The 14583-nt window shown below is 67.9% G+C and carries 17 protein-coding genes; 4 read left to right on the top strand and 13 right to left on the bottom strand.

Annotated features, from left to right (window positions below; all coding sequences use genetic code 11):
- The first annotated feature begins 8 nt into the window (after positions 1–8).
- The 4 genes from IPJ87_14145 to IPJ87_14130 all read left to right on the top strand — a co-directional run bounded on the left by IPJ87_14145 (position 9) and on the right by IPJ87_14130 (position 2548).
- On the top strand, positions 9–539 hold the full coding sequence (locus IPJ87_14145) for a zeta toxin family protein (protein MBK7942993.1): 531 nt from the start codon (positions 9–11) through the stop codon (positions 537–539).
- Positions 536–694, top strand: coding sequence for a hypothetical protein (locus tag IPJ87_14140; protein MBK7942992.1), 159 nt, complete (start codon positions 536–538; stop codon positions 692–694). The genes IPJ87_14145 and IPJ87_14140 overlap by 4 nt, the downstream gene beginning before the upstream one ends.
- Positions 695–727: 33 nt before the next feature.
- Positions 728–937: a hypothetical protein gene (locus IPJ87_14135; GenBank protein ID MBK7942991.1), complete on the top strand. Its 210-nt coding sequence runs from the start codon at positions 728–730 to the stop codon at positions 935–937.
- A 96-nt stretch (positions 938–1033) separates the two neighbouring features.
- Positions 1034–2548 carry a hypothetical protein gene (locus IPJ87_14130; protein ID MBK7942990.1) on the top strand — a complete coding sequence of 505 codons (1515 nt, stop codon included), beginning with the start codon at positions 1034–1036 and terminating at the stop codon, positions 2546–2548.
- On the opposite strand, the gene IPJ87_14125 is transcribed toward IPJ87_14130, so the two are convergent.
- The 13 genes from IPJ87_14125 to IPJ87_14065 all read right to left on the bottom strand — a co-directional run bounded on the left by IPJ87_14125 (position 2507) and on the right by IPJ87_14065 (position 14581).
- Positions 2507–3037, bottom strand: coding sequence for a hypothetical protein (locus IPJ87_14125; protein ID MBK7942989.1), 531 nt, complete (start codon positions 3035–3037; stop codon positions 2507–2509). The genes IPJ87_14130 and IPJ87_14125 overlap by 42 nt on opposite strands.
- Before the next feature lie 74 nt (positions 3038–3111).
- Positions 3112–4458, bottom strand: coding sequence for an acetyl-CoA carboxylase biotin carboxylase subunit (accC, locus tag IPJ87_14120; protein ID MBK7942988.1), 1347 nt, complete (start codon positions 4456–4458; stop codon positions 3112–3114).
- A gap of 141 nt (positions 4459–4599) precedes the next feature.
- The gene (accB, locus tag IPJ87_14115) at positions 4600–5079 is read right to left on the bottom strand and encodes an acetyl-CoA carboxylase biotin carboxyl carrier protein (protein ID MBK7942987.1); all 480 of its coding nucleotides are present in this window, start codon (positions 5077–5079) and stop codon (positions 4600–4602) included.
- Positions 5080–5158: 79 nt separating this feature from the next.
- Positions 5159–6154: a ketoacyl-ACP synthase III gene (locus IPJ87_14110; GenBank protein ID MBK7942986.1), complete on the bottom strand. Its 996-nt coding sequence runs from the start codon at positions 6152–6154 to the stop codon at positions 5159–5161.
- Positions 6151–7089 carry a phosphate acyltransferase PlsX gene (plsX, locus tag IPJ87_14105; protein MBK7942985.1) on the bottom strand — a complete coding sequence of 313 codons (939 nt, stop codon included), beginning with the start codon at positions 7087–7089 and terminating at the stop codon, positions 6151–6153. Before plsX ends, IPJ87_14110 begins: the two co-directional genes overlap by 4 nt.
- 37 nt (positions 7090–7126) lie before the next feature.
- The gene (gene rpmF, locus IPJ87_14100; GenBank protein ID MBK7942984.1) at positions 7127–7318 is read right to left on the bottom strand and encodes a 50S ribosomal protein L32; all 192 of its coding nucleotides are present in this window, start codon (positions 7316–7318) and stop codon (positions 7127–7129) included.
- Positions 7319–7334: 16 nt separating this feature from the next.
- Entirely contained in the window at positions 7335–7877 is a 543-nt protein-coding gene (locus tag IPJ87_14095) for a DUF177 domain-containing protein (protein ID MBK7942983.1), read from the bottom strand.
- A gap of 50 nt (positions 7878–7927) precedes the next feature.
- Positions 7928–9340: an Asp-tRNA(Asn)/Glu-tRNA(Gln) amidotransferase subunit GatA gene (gatA, locus tag IPJ87_14090; GenBank protein ID MBK7942982.1), complete on the bottom strand. Its 1413-nt coding sequence runs from the start codon at positions 9338–9340 to the stop codon at positions 7928–7930.
- 16 nt (positions 9341–9356) lie between these two features.
- On the bottom strand, positions 9357–9515 hold the full coding sequence (tatA, locus tag IPJ87_14085) for a twin-arginine translocase TatA/TatE family subunit (protein MBK7942981.1): 159 nt from the start codon (positions 9513–9515) through the stop codon (positions 9357–9359).
- A gap of 70 nt (positions 9516–9585) precedes the next feature.
- The gene (locus IPJ87_14080; protein MBK7942980.1) at positions 9586–10755 is read right to left on the bottom strand and encodes a peptidoglycan DD-metalloendopeptidase family protein; all 1170 of its coding nucleotides are present in this window, start codon (positions 10753–10755) and stop codon (positions 9586–9588) included.
- A 37-nt stretch (positions 10756–10792) separates the two neighbouring features.
- A complete protein-coding gene (locus IPJ87_14075; GenBank protein MBK7942979.1) occupies positions 10793–11695 on the bottom strand; it encodes a DUF4292 domain-containing protein in 903 nt (300 codons plus the stop codon).
- Positions 11696–11706: 11 nt separating this feature from the next.
- The gene (locus tag IPJ87_14070; GenBank protein ID MBK7942978.1) at positions 11707–13470 is read right to left on the bottom strand and encodes a tetratricopeptide repeat protein; all 1764 of its coding nucleotides are present in this window, start codon (positions 13468–13470) and stop codon (positions 11707–11709) included.
- A gap of 103 nt (positions 13471–13573) precedes the next feature.
- The gene (locus IPJ87_14065) at positions 13574–14581 is read right to left on the bottom strand and encodes a nucleotidyltransferase (GenBank protein ID MBK7942977.1); all 1008 of its coding nucleotides are present in this window, start codon (positions 14579–14581) and stop codon (positions 13574–13576) included.
- Between the last annotated feature and the right edge of the window lie 2 nt (positions 14582–14583).

Raw genomic sequence — 14583 nt, 5'->3', positions numbered from 1 at the left:
TTTGAGGCATGGCCAAGCGTGCCAAGCCCCAGCCCCGTTGCATCATCATTGCAGGGCCCAATGGGGCGGGGAAGACCACGTTCGCACGGAACTACCTCCTTCAAGATGCGGGCATCGAGAATTTCGTCAATGCCGACTCGATCGCGGCCGGTCTTTCCCCACTGAAGCCGGAACGTGCGGCAAGAGCGGCTGGACGCTTGCTGCTCCAGGAACTGGACCGACTTTCAGCGGCTGGCGAGTCCTTCGCTTTGGAAAGTACCTTGAGCGGACTCACCTACGTGGAACGGCTGAAGCGCCTGAAGCAACAGGGGTATGACGTGGAGGTCATTTTCCTGCGGCTGAAAACCCCGGAACTGGCCGTGAAGCGCGTGGCGCATCGCGTCAAGCAGGGTGGTCATCATGTGCCTGAGGCTGATGTCCGTCGGCGCTTTTTCCGCGGCCTGCATAACTTTGAGCTATCCTACAAACCGCTGGCCGACAAATGGGCCATGTTTGAGAACTCTGGAGCTACGCCGATCCTGATCCAGCGCCACCCATGAGCAGGGCCAAGCAAAAGACTGAAGCGGACGACTACTTCGCCACGATCACCCGCGCCCTGAAGCGTTCCGCCAAGGAAGCCCGCCGCGTGGCCAGGATGCACGGCACCAAGGTGTGGGTGATGAAGGACGGCAAGATCGTGGGGCTGGAGCCCTGAGGCCCGCCCCCGGTCCGCCATACCTTCGGGACCATGGCCGAGCCCGGCAAGCCCGAGATCCGCTTCGAGACCAAGGAGGAGAGCAACGCCCGGCGCGAGCGGGAGTTCCTGGCCCTGAGCCCGTGGGAGCGCTTGAAGAGCTTCCTGCGCGACATCGAGCTGAACCCGCCGGCCGAACACGAACGGGGCGAGGCCAAGGGCAACTTCATCATCCGCAAGCGCGACCATGCGGGCCAAGGCTGAAGTGGAGACCGTGCTGGCCGCGCGAGGAGGGTGGGTGGTCGTTCCATTGGCGATGCTGATGGGGAGAGGGTGCAGGCCAACACCTAGTTTCGGCGGGTGCCTCGTACCGCCGCGTTCGCGCTGCTCGCCGCCTTCGCCCTCAGCGTGCTGGTCCGCCTGCCGCAGCTGGACCGGCCATTGAGCAAGAACCACGAGTTCTGCACCGCCCTGGTCCTCATCGTGCAGGAAGTGTGGCGGCAGGACGGGTTCCTGCGCCACCATGGCTGCCCGGCGGTCACTTGGCCCCACCCTGGCGACCGCGGGGTCACCGGCCTGCACTACGACCTCACCGAGGCCGACGGCATCTACTACTACCTCTCGCACCTGCCCCTGGCCTACTGGGCCCCGGCCGCCGTGTTCGCGCTGTCGGGCACCGCGCCCACCGCCCTGGCCCTACAGCTCGTCAACCTCCTCCTGCACGCCCTCACCGCCTGGCTGCTCGCGGCCTTCCTCGCGCGCATGCAGGCCCCCGACCCGCGGCGCTGGACGCTCGGCGTGGTGGCCGCCACCCTCTACCTGCTGATGCCGGCGCCACTGTGGTACCACGGCAACGTGTATATGAGCGACATGGCCGCGCAGCTGCCCTGGGCCTGGTGCCTGCACGCCTTCGCCGGCCTGTGGCGCGCTCCACGGCCGTCCTGGCGGTGGGCCCTGCCGCTGCTGGCCGCCACAGCCACCCTGGCCGCCACCGAGTGGGTGGCCGCCTTCGTGGTGCCCGTTTTGGCCGGTCTGTTCCTGCTGCGCTGGAGGAAAGAGGGGGAGGCCGCGTGGGGGCGGGCCGCCCTGGCCCTGGTCGCCGTGGCCGCCGTGGTCACCGGGCTGTGCCTGGGCCTCTACGCCTCGGTGGTGGGTGCCGATGACCTGTGGGCCTACTACCTCCATCGCTACGCCGAGCGGGGCGTGATGCCGGGGGAGGCGTCGGCCGGTGTGGGCGACGGCCTGGCCCACATGGGCCGCAACCTCCTCACCGCCTGGGGGCCGCTGCTGTTGCTGCTGGCGGGCACCGTCCTGCTCGCCCGGCCGCGCTGGCGGCCCCTGCGGACCGTACTTGTATCGACCCTCCTGCCCGCGGCGCTGTACCTGCTGGTGTTCACGCGCTACGCCATCCACGAGTTCGCCCTGCTGAAGCCGGGCTTCGCGCTGTGCACCGCCGCGGCATGGGCGCTGGTGGCCTTCGCCCGCGAGCGACCGGCACGGCTCCTGTGGCCCCTGGCCGCCACCGTGCTGCTGGGCGTGCTGGCCTACACCCGGCTCAACCGCCCCGGCGATGGCCGGTCCACCGGTACTCCTTACGCCATGGCCTGGGAGCAGGGCCGCGTGATCGCCCACCTCGCGCGGCCGGACGAGGTGGTGCTGCTGCAAGGCATCCCCTCGGAGCCGCAGCTGCAGTGGTACGCCCGCCGCAATACCCGCCCCGTGGCCGACGAAGCTGAGGCGGTCCAGGTGCTCCACGAACTGGGCGCAACGCGCGCGCTGCTGGTGCAGGCCACGGCCCATGGCCTCACCGCCCGGCGCCTGTCCCGGCCCGGCTCAGAGGCCGAAGTGGTAGCCCAGGGAAAAGGCGACCGGTAGGGGCTCGGCGCGCAGGTCCACCACCGGGTCGGCCTTCACGCGCTCCAGATCGTCGTTGAACTCCGCCGAGCGGAACGGCAGGAACACCGCCAGCTGCAGGTGTCCGCTGCGCCGCCGCGGATGGATCTCGAGCCCCAAACCCGCCGACGGACCGTAGTACGTCTTCGTGTACTCCTCATCGTTCCGGATGTTGATCACCCCGTTGTAGCCGTACAACCCCACCAGATACGGGCAGAACCGCTTCTTCGGCAGCATGCGCCAGGCCGCGCCGGCGTTGATGCCCGCCCCGTTCAGGTTGTAGCCCACGCCCAGCAGCAGGTTCAGCATCGGCAGAGGACGCCCGCTGAGCTGTGCGCCCAACCCGCCGAAGTCCAAGCCCAGGCCCGGTCCGATGGTGATGGTGGCGGGCTCCACCCGGTCGGTGGCCGCCTCTTGGGCGCGCAGCGCCATGGACAGCAGGAGCAGGACGATCGGCAGAGGCCACCGCATGCTGTGAAGGTAGGCCGCCCGCCCACGCTGCGGATGCCCGTTGCCGGTGCCGGAACGGCCGGTCCTCTCACCCCTCAGCCCGGCCGCTTGATCTCGAAGTCCTCCAGGAACTTGGTGGTGAACTCCCCGGCGCGGAACTTCTCGTTCTGCATCAGCTGCAGGTGGAAGGGGATGGTGGTGTGCACCCCCTCGATCACGTACTCGCTCAGGGCCCGCTCCATCTTGGTGATGGCCTCCTCCCGCGTCTGCGCGCTCACGATCAGCTTGCCGATCATGCTGTCGTAGTTCGGCGGGATGGTGTAGCCGGCGTAAACGTGCGTGTCCACCCGCACCCCGTGGCCGCCCGGGCTGTGGTAGCTGGTGATCTTGCCGGGCGTGGGCCGGAAGTTGTTGAAGGGGTCCTCCGCGTTGATGCGGCACTGGATGCTGCAGCGCGTGGGCTCGTAGTTGAGGCCGCTGATGGGGATGCCGGCGGCGATCTTGATCTGCTCGCGGATCAGGTCGTAGTCGATCACCTCCTCGGTGATGGTGTGCTCCACCTGGATCCGGGTGTTCATCTCCATGAAGTAGAAGTTCCGGTCCTTGTCCACCAGGAACTCCACGGTGCCCACGCCCTCGTAGTTCACGCTCGCGGCGGCCTTGATGGCGGCCTCGCCCATCTTCTTGCGCAGCGCCTTGGTCATGAAGGGGCTGGGCGTCTCCTCCACGAGCTTCTGGTGGCGGCGCTGGATGCTGCAGTCGCGCTCGCTCATGTGGCAGAAGGTGCCGTACTGGTCGCCGGCGATCTGGATCTCGATGTGGCGCGGCTCCAGGATGTACTTCTCCATGTACATGCCCGGGTTGCCGAAGGCGGCACCCGCCTCCTGGCTCGCCTTCTCGAAGGCGTCCTGGAACTCCTCCTCCTTCCACACCAGGCGCATGCCCTTGCCGCCGCCGCCGGCCGTGGCCTTCAGGATCACCGGGTAGCCGATGCGCTTGGCCTCTTTCTTGGCCACGGCGATGTCGGTGACAAGTCCCTCGGTGCCCGGCACCACCGGTACGCCGGCCTTGATCATGGTGGCCTTCGCGGTGGCCTTGTCGCCCATGGCCTCGATCTGCTCGGGCGTGGCACCGATGAACTTGATGCCGTGCTTCTGGCAGAGCTTGCTGAACTTGGCGTTCTCGCTCAGGAAGCCGTAGCCGGGGTGGATGGCATCGGCGTTGGTGATCTCGGCGGCCGCGATGATGCGCGGCATGTTCAGGTAGCTCTCCTTGCTCACGGCCGGGCCGATGCAGACGGCCTCGTCGGCGAAGCGCACATGCAGGCTTTCCTTGTCGGCGGTGGAATAGACCGCCACCGTCTTGATGCCCATCTCGCGGCAAGTGCGGATCACGCGGAGGGCGATCTCGCCGCGGTTGGCGATGAGGATCTTCTTGAACATGGGATGCTTCCGGTCTGGTTCAACACAGAGGCACGGAGGACACGGAGAAGTCGAACATCACCACGGCCGACTGAGCTGAGGGGGTGCCTGCGTGCCTTTCTGGCATTCCTCCGTGCTCTCTGTGCCTCTGTGGTGAATAGGCTAAGACGGATCGACAAGGAACAGTGGCTGATCGTACTCCACGGGCTTGGCATCGTCCACCAGCACCTTCACGATCTTGCCGGAAACGTCGCTCTCGATCTCGTTGAAGAGCTTCATGGCCTCGATGATGCAGATGGGCTTGCCCTTCTCGATGCTGTCGCCCACGTTGACGAACACCGGTTTGCCAGGGCCCGCAGCGCGGTAGAAGGTGCCGATCATGGGCGCCTTCACCGTCACGTAGCGGCTTTCCTCCTTGGCGGGGGCCGGCGCTGCTGGGGGTGGGGCCGGGGCTGCCACCGGAGCGGCCGCCACCGGAGCGGGTGGCGCATAGACCGGGGCCGGTGCGGCGATCACCTGCACCTCCTTCCTGCCCGCCGGGGTCTTGATCGTGATCTTGAAGTCCTTCTGCTCGATCTCCACCTCGCTTACGCCGCTCTTGGCGACGAACTTGATCAGCTCCTGGATCTGCGCTAGGTTCATCGGTTCGCTCATTGTTCGTTCAGCCGTTCCGGCGGTCGGTCGGCCGCCAAAGGACCGCCAATGTATCACGTCCCGGGGTTCACCCCCCGTAGGCCCATTTCAGGTACACCGCCCCCCAGGTGAATCCGCCACCGAAGGCGCTGAGGATCAGGTTGTCACCCTTCTTCAATCGGGGCTCCCATTCCCACAGGCACAGGGGCAGCGTGCCCGCCGTGGTGTTGCCGTACCGCCCGATGTTGATCATCACCTTGCTGTCGTCCAAGCCCATGCGGCGCGCCGTGGCGTCGATGATGCGCAGGTTGGCCTGGTGCGGCACCAGCCAGGTGATGTCCGCCGCGGTGAGCCCGTTGCGCTCCATCACCTGGGCGCTCACGTCGGCCATGTTGGTGACGGCGAACTTGAACACGGACTTGCCCTCCTGGAACACGTTGTGCTCGCGCGCCTCCACCGTGCGGATGGTGGCGGGCTTCACCGAGCCGCCCGCCTTCTGGTGCAGGAACTGGCAGCCCGAGCCATCGGCGTGCAATGCGCTGTCCAGGATCCCGAGGCCCTCCTCATTGGGTTCCAGCAGCACCGCACCCCCGCCATCCCCGAAGATGATGCAGGTGGCCCGGTCCTGGTAGTCGATGATGCTGCTCATCTTGTCGGCGCCCACCACCACCACCTTGCGGTATTTACCCGATTCGATGAACTGGGCTGCGACCGTAAGGCCGTAGAGGAAGCCGCTGCAGGCCGCCATCAGGTCGAAGCCCCAGGCGTTCTTCGCGCCGATCCGGTCGCAGATGATGTTCGCCGTGGCCGGGAACTGGTGGTCCGGCGTCACCGTGGCGCAGATCAGCAGGTCGATCTCCTTGGGGTCGATCCCCCGCTTCTCACAGATGGCCTGCACGCTCCGCACCCCGACCTCCGAGGTGCCCACCCCTCGGTCCATGATGCGCCGCTCCTTGATGCCCGTCCGTTCGGTGATCCACGCATCGTTGGTGTCCACCATGTGCTCCAGGTCGTGGTTGCTCAGCACCCGGTCGGGCACCCAGCCATGCACGGCGGTGACGGCGGCGGTGATGCGGCGGCTCATACCAGCGCTTCGCGGATGCGGTCGTTCAAGCGGCTCTCCACCACGTCGCGGGTGAACAGGACCATGTTCTTGATGGTGACCTCGTTGCTGATGCCGTGGCCGATGATGACGTTGCCGTTCACGCCCAGCACGGGCAGGCCGCCGTAGTTCTCGTAGTCGAACCGGTCGAAGAAGGGCTCGTGCACCCCGCGCAGCTTCAGCAGGTCGTGGAAGGCTTCCACCGCCTTCAGCACGATGTTGCCCGTGAAGCCGTCGGTGACCATCACGTCGGCCTTGTCGTTGAAGAGGTCGCGCCCTTCCACGTTGCCGATGAAGGTGTACTGCGTCTGCTCCTTCATCAGGCCGTAGGCGGCCAGGGCGGTGGCGTTGCCCTTCTTGTCCTCCTCGCCGATGTTGAGCAGGGCCACCTTGGGTTCGTCGATGTGGTACACGTGCTTGGCCAGCAGGTGGCCCAGCAGCCCGAACTGGGTGAGGACGTCCGGCTTGCAGTCGGCATTGGCCCCCACGTCGAGCATGATCCCGTACTGTCCGTTCTCTTTGGGCACCACACTGGGGATGCACGGGCGGATGATGCCCGGGATCGGTTTCACGCTCAGCACGGCGCCCACCAGCATGGCGCCGGTGTTGCCCGTGCTGGCGAAGGCGTCCAGCCGGCCGGCCTTCATCAGCCCGAAGCCCAGGCTGATGCTGCTCTCCGGCTTCGACTGCAGCGCCTTGGTGGCGCTGTCCTGCATGGTGATGTCGTTGTGGCTGGCCACCACCTCGAAGCGCGCGGGGTCCACGCCCTCACGGGCCAGCCCGGCGGCGATGGCCTCCGGGTCGCCGATCAGCACCAGCTGCACGTCGGCCGGCAGCTCGCGGGCGGCCATGACGGCTCCCTTCATGGGCACTTCGGGCCCATGGTCGCTGCCCATGATGTCCAGTCCGATCCTCATCGTGGCCGGAAGGCGCGAAGAAAGCTCACCGGTGGGTTCACTCGGCGGCCGTGCCGCTCACCACCACCTTGCCGCGGTAGTACAGGTCCTCGCCCACCTTGTAGGCGCGGTGGCGCAGGTGCATCTCACCCGTGTTGGGGTCCTTGCTCACCGTGGGGGTGCCGGCGCGCTGGTGGGTGCGCCGCTTCATGGTGCGGGTCTTGGAATGGCGTCGCTTCGGATTGGGCATGGCTCAGGAGTTCAGGTCAGCGGTTGTCTTTCAAGGCGTTGAGCGCGGACCAGCGCGGGTCGTTCCCCGCCGGGCCTGCGTGCTGTTCGTTCAGGATGGAGTCCACGGCCGGGTCGCACCCGCCCGGGGCGTGCACGCGCCGGGCCGGCAGTGCCAGCCGCAGGCACTCGTACATGGGGTGGCTCAGCTGGATCGCATGGTCCGCCGGGTCCAGGCCGATCACGTCGTCGTCCCCGTCGAAGCGCTGCCGGCCGTTGAGGTGGTACACCTGCCGGAGCTTGCCGTCCACAGGCTGGTCCAGCGGGGCGTTGCAGTGGTCGCAGTCCATGCGCACGGTGCCCGCGATGTGCAGATCGGCCACCAGCAGGTTGGGGTTCTTGTCCAGCTTGACGTCCACCGTGCAGGCCCCGCCATGCAGCTCCTCGTCGGCCGCGGCGGCGAAGAAGGCATCGTCCAGCACGAACCGGAAGTCGTGCAGGCCGTCCTTCAGCCCGACGAATTCGATGGAGTGGTCCTTGAGCGCTTGCACGGCGGTGCCCGTTCGGAAAACGAAGGGCAAATGTAGCGGATCGCCCCCGATCCAACAGGGTGTGGATAACCCCGTGCCGGTCAGGCGGGCAGCAGGTGGGCTGCGGCCCGCAGGAGCACCTCCTCCCTAAAAGGGGCGGCCATGAGCTGCGCCCCGAACGGCAGGCCCTGGCCATCGGTGCCCAGCGGCACGCTGATGGCCGGGTTGCCCGCCAGGTTGGCCTGTACCGTGAAGATGTCCTGCAGATACATGGCGATGGGGTCGGCGGTCAACGCCCCCTGCTCGAACGCGGTGATGGGGCAGGTGGGCAGTAGGATCAGGTCGTGGTCGGCCAGGGTGCGCAGGGTGGCATCGCGGATCAGCCGGCGTACGCGTTGGGCCTGGGCGTAGTACGCGTCGTAGTAACCGGCGCTCAGCACGAAGGTGCCCAGCAGGATCCGACGCTGCACCTCCGGGCCGAAGCCCTCGCTGCGGCTCAGGCGGTAGGTCTCCTCCACCCCTTTGGCGGCCTTGCTGCGGTGCCCGTAGTGGATGCCGTCGAAGCGGGCCAGGTTGCTGCTGGCCTCGGCCGTGGCGATGATGTAGTACGTGGGCACCTGGTGGTCCAGCAGGGGCAGTTCGGCGGGTTCCACCCGGTGGCCTTCGGCCTGCAGGCGCTCCACCAGGGCGGTCATCGCCTCGCGCACCGCCGGGGCCACCCCGGGGCGCTCCACGCATTCGCGGTAGTAGGCGATGCGCAGGGTGCCGGGATCGCGCAGCGTGACGGGCGGGGAGGGCCGGGCGCTGGTGGTGCTGTCCAGCGGGTCCTGCCCGGCCATGGCGTTGTACACCGCCGTGGCATCCTCCACCGTGCGGGCGAAGGGCCCGATCTGGTCGAAGCTGCTGGCGAAGGCGATGAGGCCGTAGCGGCTCACCCGGCCGTAGGTGGGCTTCAGCCCCACCGTGCCGGTGAAGGAGGCGGGCTGCCGGATGCTGCCGCCCGTGTCGCTGCCCAAGGCCGCATGCACGATGCCGGCGGCCACGCTGGCCGCGGCGCCACCGCTGGAGCCGCCCGGCACCCGCGTGGGGTCCAGCGGGTTGGCCACCGGCCCGTAGGCGCTGTTCTCGTTGCTGCTGCCCATGGCGAACTCGTCGCAGTTGGTGCGGCCGATGATCACCGCGCCGGCCGCCAACAGCCGTTCCACCACCGTGGCGCTGTAGAGGCTCGTGAAGCCCTCCAGGATGCGGCTGGAGGCCCCCACTCGGTGGTCCTTGTAGCAGATGTTGTCCTTGATGCTGAGCATCAGCCCGGCGAGCGGTCCGGCCGTGCCTTGGCGCACCGCGGCATCCACCCGGTCGGCCTGCGCCAGCGCGCTCTCCTCGAAGAGCTCCAGAAAGGCGTTGAGGTGGGCCTGCCGCCGGGCCTCGGCGAGCGCCGCCTCGGTGAGGGCGCGCACCGTGGTCCCCGAGGCCATGGCCTCCCGGGCCTCACGCAGGGTGCGGGTGGGGCGCATCAGCGGATCGGCAGGCTCAGCGCTTCTCGTCCGAGGGCGCGTCTCCTTTCTGCGCGTCCTTGAACTCCTTCATGCCCTTGCCCAGCCCGCGCATCAGTTCGGGGATCTTCTTGCCGCCGAACAACAACAGCAGCGCCAGAACGATGAGGATGATCTCCCACATGCCGAGTTTCATGGTCGTTGGGCGGGCGTCCGGTGGTGTGGGGCGCTGGCCGCCACAAAAGTAGCCCGATCGGGGCTTCCCCTCAGGGCTGTGCGAGCCAGGGCGAGGGGTCCACCTTCACCAGGCCCTCGGCCGTCACCTTCCAGATCTCCACGTGCGCCACGGCCGTACCCTCTTCGCTGAGCACCGTGCCCACCGCCTGCTTGGTGTCCACCTTCTGGCCCTTGGCCACCGCCACGTCGCGCAGGTTGCTGTACACCGTGCGGTAGGCCCCGTGGGTGACGATGACGGCCTTGCCCGCCCCGGGGATCACGATCACACTGCTCACCTCCCCGCGGAACAAGGCCCGGACCGAGGCGCCCTTCTCGGTGGTGATGTCGATGCCGTTGTTCTCGATGACGATGCCCTTGAGCACCGGGTGCGGCTGCTTGCCGAAGCGGCTGGTGATGACGCCCTTGGCCACGGGCCACGGCAGCCGCCCCTTGTTCTTCTCGAAGTCGGCGTTCAGCTCCCGCGCTTCGGGGGTCAGTGTGAGGTCGAGCTTGCCGCCCTTGCTGGTGGTGCCGCCGGCCTTGGGCTTCAGTTCGGCCTCGATGGCCTTGCGGATGGCGGCGTCCAGGTCGCGTCGCTGGCCTTCCTGCTTGCGAAGCGTGCTCTTCAACCGGCTCTCCTCCTTGCGCAGCTGCGCGAGGGTGGTCTCGCGACCGTCCTTGTCGCGGTCCAGCCGCGCACGTTCCTGCTGTTGCTCGCCGAGCAGGGACGTCTTCTCACTGCGCAGGTCGCGCAGGCGGGCGATGCGGGCCTCCAGGTCGGCCTGGGTGGCGGTGATCTGCTCCACCTGCCGGCGGCGGTGCTCGGCCAGCTGGTCCAGGTAGCGGCTGCGCTTCCAGGCCTGCTGGAAGCTCTCGGCGGCGAAGAGGTAGCTGAGGCGGTCGTAGGCGCTGCGGTTGCGGTAGGCATAGTGCAGCATGCGGCCGTATTCGCCGCGCAGCACGCCCAGGTCCTCCTCCAGGGCCTTCACCACCGCCTCGTCCTCGGCGATGCGTTGGTCGGCCTCGCGCACCTCGCCGCCCAGCGTGGCGATCAGCTCCTGGCGCGTCCGAAGTTGCTGGTCCAGGAGCTGCAGCTGCCGTTCGGCGCTCTGCTGTTCCTTGCGCGCCTGCTCCAACAGGGTGTTGGTGGTGCGGATCTGCTTGTCCAGCGCATCGCGCTTCTTCTCCAGCTTCTTGCGGTCCTGCGCCGCACCGGGCACCAGCAGCAGCAGCAGCAGCAGGCCGGCGAGCAGGCGCCTACTCCATCGGGACGAACTTCTCCGGCACCCGGAAGGGGAGCTGGAGCGGACCGATGGTGTCGATGCGGGTGAGCTGCAGGGTGCCTGAGGCATGGCGGACCGGGTCGGACAAAGAAAGGGAGATGCGGTGGGGGAAGGGTGGCGCTTCGCCCGTGCCGACCTCCGCATAACGCACATCGGCGTGTTGATCGCGTGCCAGGTCGCTCACCAGCACACGCACCACCCGGAAGCTATCGGGCTCCACCCAGTAGCGGAACACGACGGCCTCGCGCTCGCCCGCTTTGCGCAGGGTGCGCTCCAGGCGCCGCTCCTTCATGTCGCGGTCGTCGGCCAGCGTGTCCCCGGGCAGGATGTCCTCCGCGGCCCGCACGAAGCGGCGCTTCTCCCGGCTTGTGAGCACATAGTGTCCATCCTCGCGGTCGACGCGGTACTTCTCCCGAGGGTCCAGCCCGATGGGCCGCCCCAGCAGCGCCTGCTGCAACAGGTCCAGGTCCGGATCGATGCCGAACCGCGCCCAGGCATTGTCGCGACCGCCCACGAAATAGGTGTCCTTCAGGCGGTCGAGCACCTTCACGCTGTCCACCGTCACCAGCGCACGGGCCACCTCGATGCCCAGCGCCGGAGTGATGCTCACCCACAGCGCGCTGTCGGTCACCAGGCGCACGGCACTGCGGAAGGAGCGGGACGCATCGGGCATCACCAGGTCCACATCGGCCTTGGCGCTGAAGTAATGCACATCGGCCGGCAGGGCGGCGAGCGCGTTCTCCACCACCTTCTCCGCCGACCGCAGGGGCAGCTCACGGTCCGCCTGGAACACCTGCTTCACCGGACGACAGCCCGGGCCAAGGAGCAGGAGAAGGCCGAGGATGCAGCGGAGGGGACGGGCGGCGGGCCGGGTCATGGGCCGCAGGTTCATTCGGCGGGCCGACCGGAGCTCACCTTGCTGCCGATGGCCTCACTGGCACCGCCCAGCGCCAGCGCCTTGCGCCACTGCTCCACCGCACCGGCGCGGTCGCCCAAGGCATAGAGGATGTCGCCGTAGTGCTCCACCACCTCGCCGCTGGTGGCGCCGCCGCTGGCCAGGGCCTTCTCGATCCAGGTGCGCGCCTCGGCATGGCGGCCCATGCGGTGCAGCACCCAGGCGAAGGTGTCCTCGAAGGAGGTCTGGCCCGGGGCCAGCTTGTTGCTCTGCTCGCTCATCTCCCGGGCTCGCTCCAACTTCTCGCCGCGCAGGCTCAGGTAGTAGGCGTAGTTGTTCAGCGTGGTGGCGTTGCGCGGGTCCAGGCGCAGGGCCTGGTCGAAAGCCTCGTCGCTGCGGTCGTGCCGACCCGCGCTGTGGTAGGTGTCGCCCAGGCTGGTCCAGAACGAGGCCAGCAAGGGGTCGTTGTCCACCACCAGGTCGCGGCCCGTCACCAGTGCCTCGATGGCCGGGTCGTAGGCCTTCAACTGGGACTGGGCGATGCCCAGGTAGAGCCACGGTTCGGGGCTGGTGGGAAAGAGCTCGGCGGCGGTCTGGGCGTCATCGCGCAGCGCCGCGTGGTCGCCGGCCTGCAGGTCCATCTGCAGCACCTGCATCCAGATGGGGAACTTGTCCTTCTCATGCACCAGGGCCTTGCGGAACGCATCGCGCGCCTCCGGGATGCGCCCGTCCCGCATCAGGAAATCGCCGCGGATGGTGCTGGGCTTGCCGCTTTCGGGGTGCGTGCGCTCCAGCACGTCGATCAGCGTGTAGGCCCGCCGCACCAGGTCCTTGTTGTCGTCGGTGCCACCGGTGCTCATCTCGAAGAATCCGAGCAACACCTGCATCTTGGGGTCCACGTCCAGGTCGGGGTCGCCGAAGGCCAGCCCCAGCTGCTCGAAGGCGGGGTCCATATCGCCCTTGGCGTAGTAGTGCTCGGCCAGGGCCAGCCGCGTCATGCTGTCGTCCGGGTCGGCCTCCAGCACGCGGCGGTACAGCTCCAGGGCCTTCTCGCCCTCGCCCATCTCGTCGCACAGCTCGGCCAGCATGCCCAGATAGGCCACGTTGTCCGGGTCGTCCTTCAAGGCGGTCTCCAGCACCTCCCGCGCCTCCTGCAGCCTGCCGGCGTTGGCCAGCATGCCGTACTCCTGCGTCACCACCTCCTCGCCATTGCCCAGATGCGTGCGGATGTCCTTGAACACCTTGCGCGCCTCATCCGTGCGGCCCGCCATGGCCAGGGTGTGCGCCAGTTGGAAGCGGACCTCATGCCGCTCGGGCCAGCGGTCCACGATGCCTTGGAAGGTCTCGGCCGATCGGTCCAACTGACCGTACTGCCCGTAGAGGTCGGCCAGCAGGAACCGATACCAGATGTTGTCCGGGTCGCCGGACTGCGCCTTCTTCGCCCAGGCGAGCGCTTCGGTGGGCCGCTGCTGCATGTGCAGCAGCTTGGCCATCTCGAACATGGCGGCGTGGTTGGCGGGGTCCAGCTTGATGCACTGCTCGAAGAGGGCGGTGGCCTTGCCGGGCTGGCCGTTCAACCGGGCCTGCGAGGCGTCCATGAACAGGCGCATCACCCGGGCGCGCTGGTCGCTGGCCTGCGTGTGGTCGCCGGGCTCCGCGTGGCCGCCGGCCGGCGGGGCGACGGTGGCCTGCCGCGTGCCCCCGCAAGCCGTGACCAGCACCAGCAGCAGGCTCAGGAGCGGGAGGGGATGGCGCATGCAGGGTCGGTTCGGGGAGGGGCGGATGCGGCTTGGTCGGCTCAAGATAGCCGGGGACATCGATCCCGCCGAGGGGTACAAAGGTCGCACATCCGGCGCCCGTTCACCCAGCGGTGGCGTCGTCGCCCAGGCTCAGGTCCATGGCACGGCCGGTCACGCTCGCGCGTTCGCCGATCATGCTGTTGGCGATCACCGCGTCCTGTACACGCACCCCGCCCCGCAGGATCGAGTCGCGCACCACGCTGCCGCTGATGCGGGCCCCCTCCTCGACGCTCACGTTCGGGCCCACGATGCTGTTCGCCAGCTCCACGCCGTCGCCGATGAAGCAGGGCGGGATCACCACGCTGTTCACCGCCTTCATGCTCTTGCTCACCAGGGCGGGGTCGTCCTTCATGAAGCCCAGCACCTTGGTGTTGGTGTCCACCATGGCGTTCTTGTTCCCGCAGTCCATCCACACGTCCACCGCGCCGGCCTTGAAACGAGCGCCCTTGCGCTTCATGTTCTCCATGGCGTTGGTGAGCTGGTACTCGCCCTTCTCCTTGATGTCGTTGTCGATGAGGTATTGCATCTCGGTGCGGAGGCGCCCGCCATCGGCGAAGTAGTAGATGCCGATGATCGCGAGATCGCTCACGAACACCTGGGGCTTCTCCACGAATTCGGTGATGATGCCCTGGTCGTCGCGCTTCACCACGCCGAAGGGGCGCGGGTCGTCCACCTTGTTCACCCAGATCACGCCGTCGCAGTCCTTGTCCAATTCCAGCTGCGCGCGGAAGAGGGTGTCGGCGAAGGCCACGATGATGCGGCCGCTCAAGGCGCTCTCGGCGCAGAGGATGGCATGGGCGGTGCCGTGCGCCACTTCCTGGTAGTGGATGCTGCCCTTGGCCCCGATCGCTTCGGCGATGGCCACCAGGCCCTGCTCCACCTTGGCGCCGAAGCTGGGGTGCACGATGTAGGCCACCTCCTCCACGGGCTCCCCGGCCACGGCGGCCAGGTCCTCCACGAGACGTTGCACAATGGGCTTGCCCGCGATGGGCAGCAGGGGCTTGGCGGTGGTGTGGGTGTGCGGACGCATCCGCTTGCCCATGCCCGCCATGGGGACGATGATCTTCATTC

The sequence above is a fragment of the Flavobacteriales bacterium genome (assembly GCA_016713875.1).
Lineage (GTDB): Bacteria > Bacteroidota > Bacteroidia > Flavobacteriales_F > PHOS-HE28 > PHOS-HE28.
The sequence above is the reverse complement of the archived record's forward strand: the minus strand, read 5'-3'. Positions and strand labels throughout refer to the sequence as shown.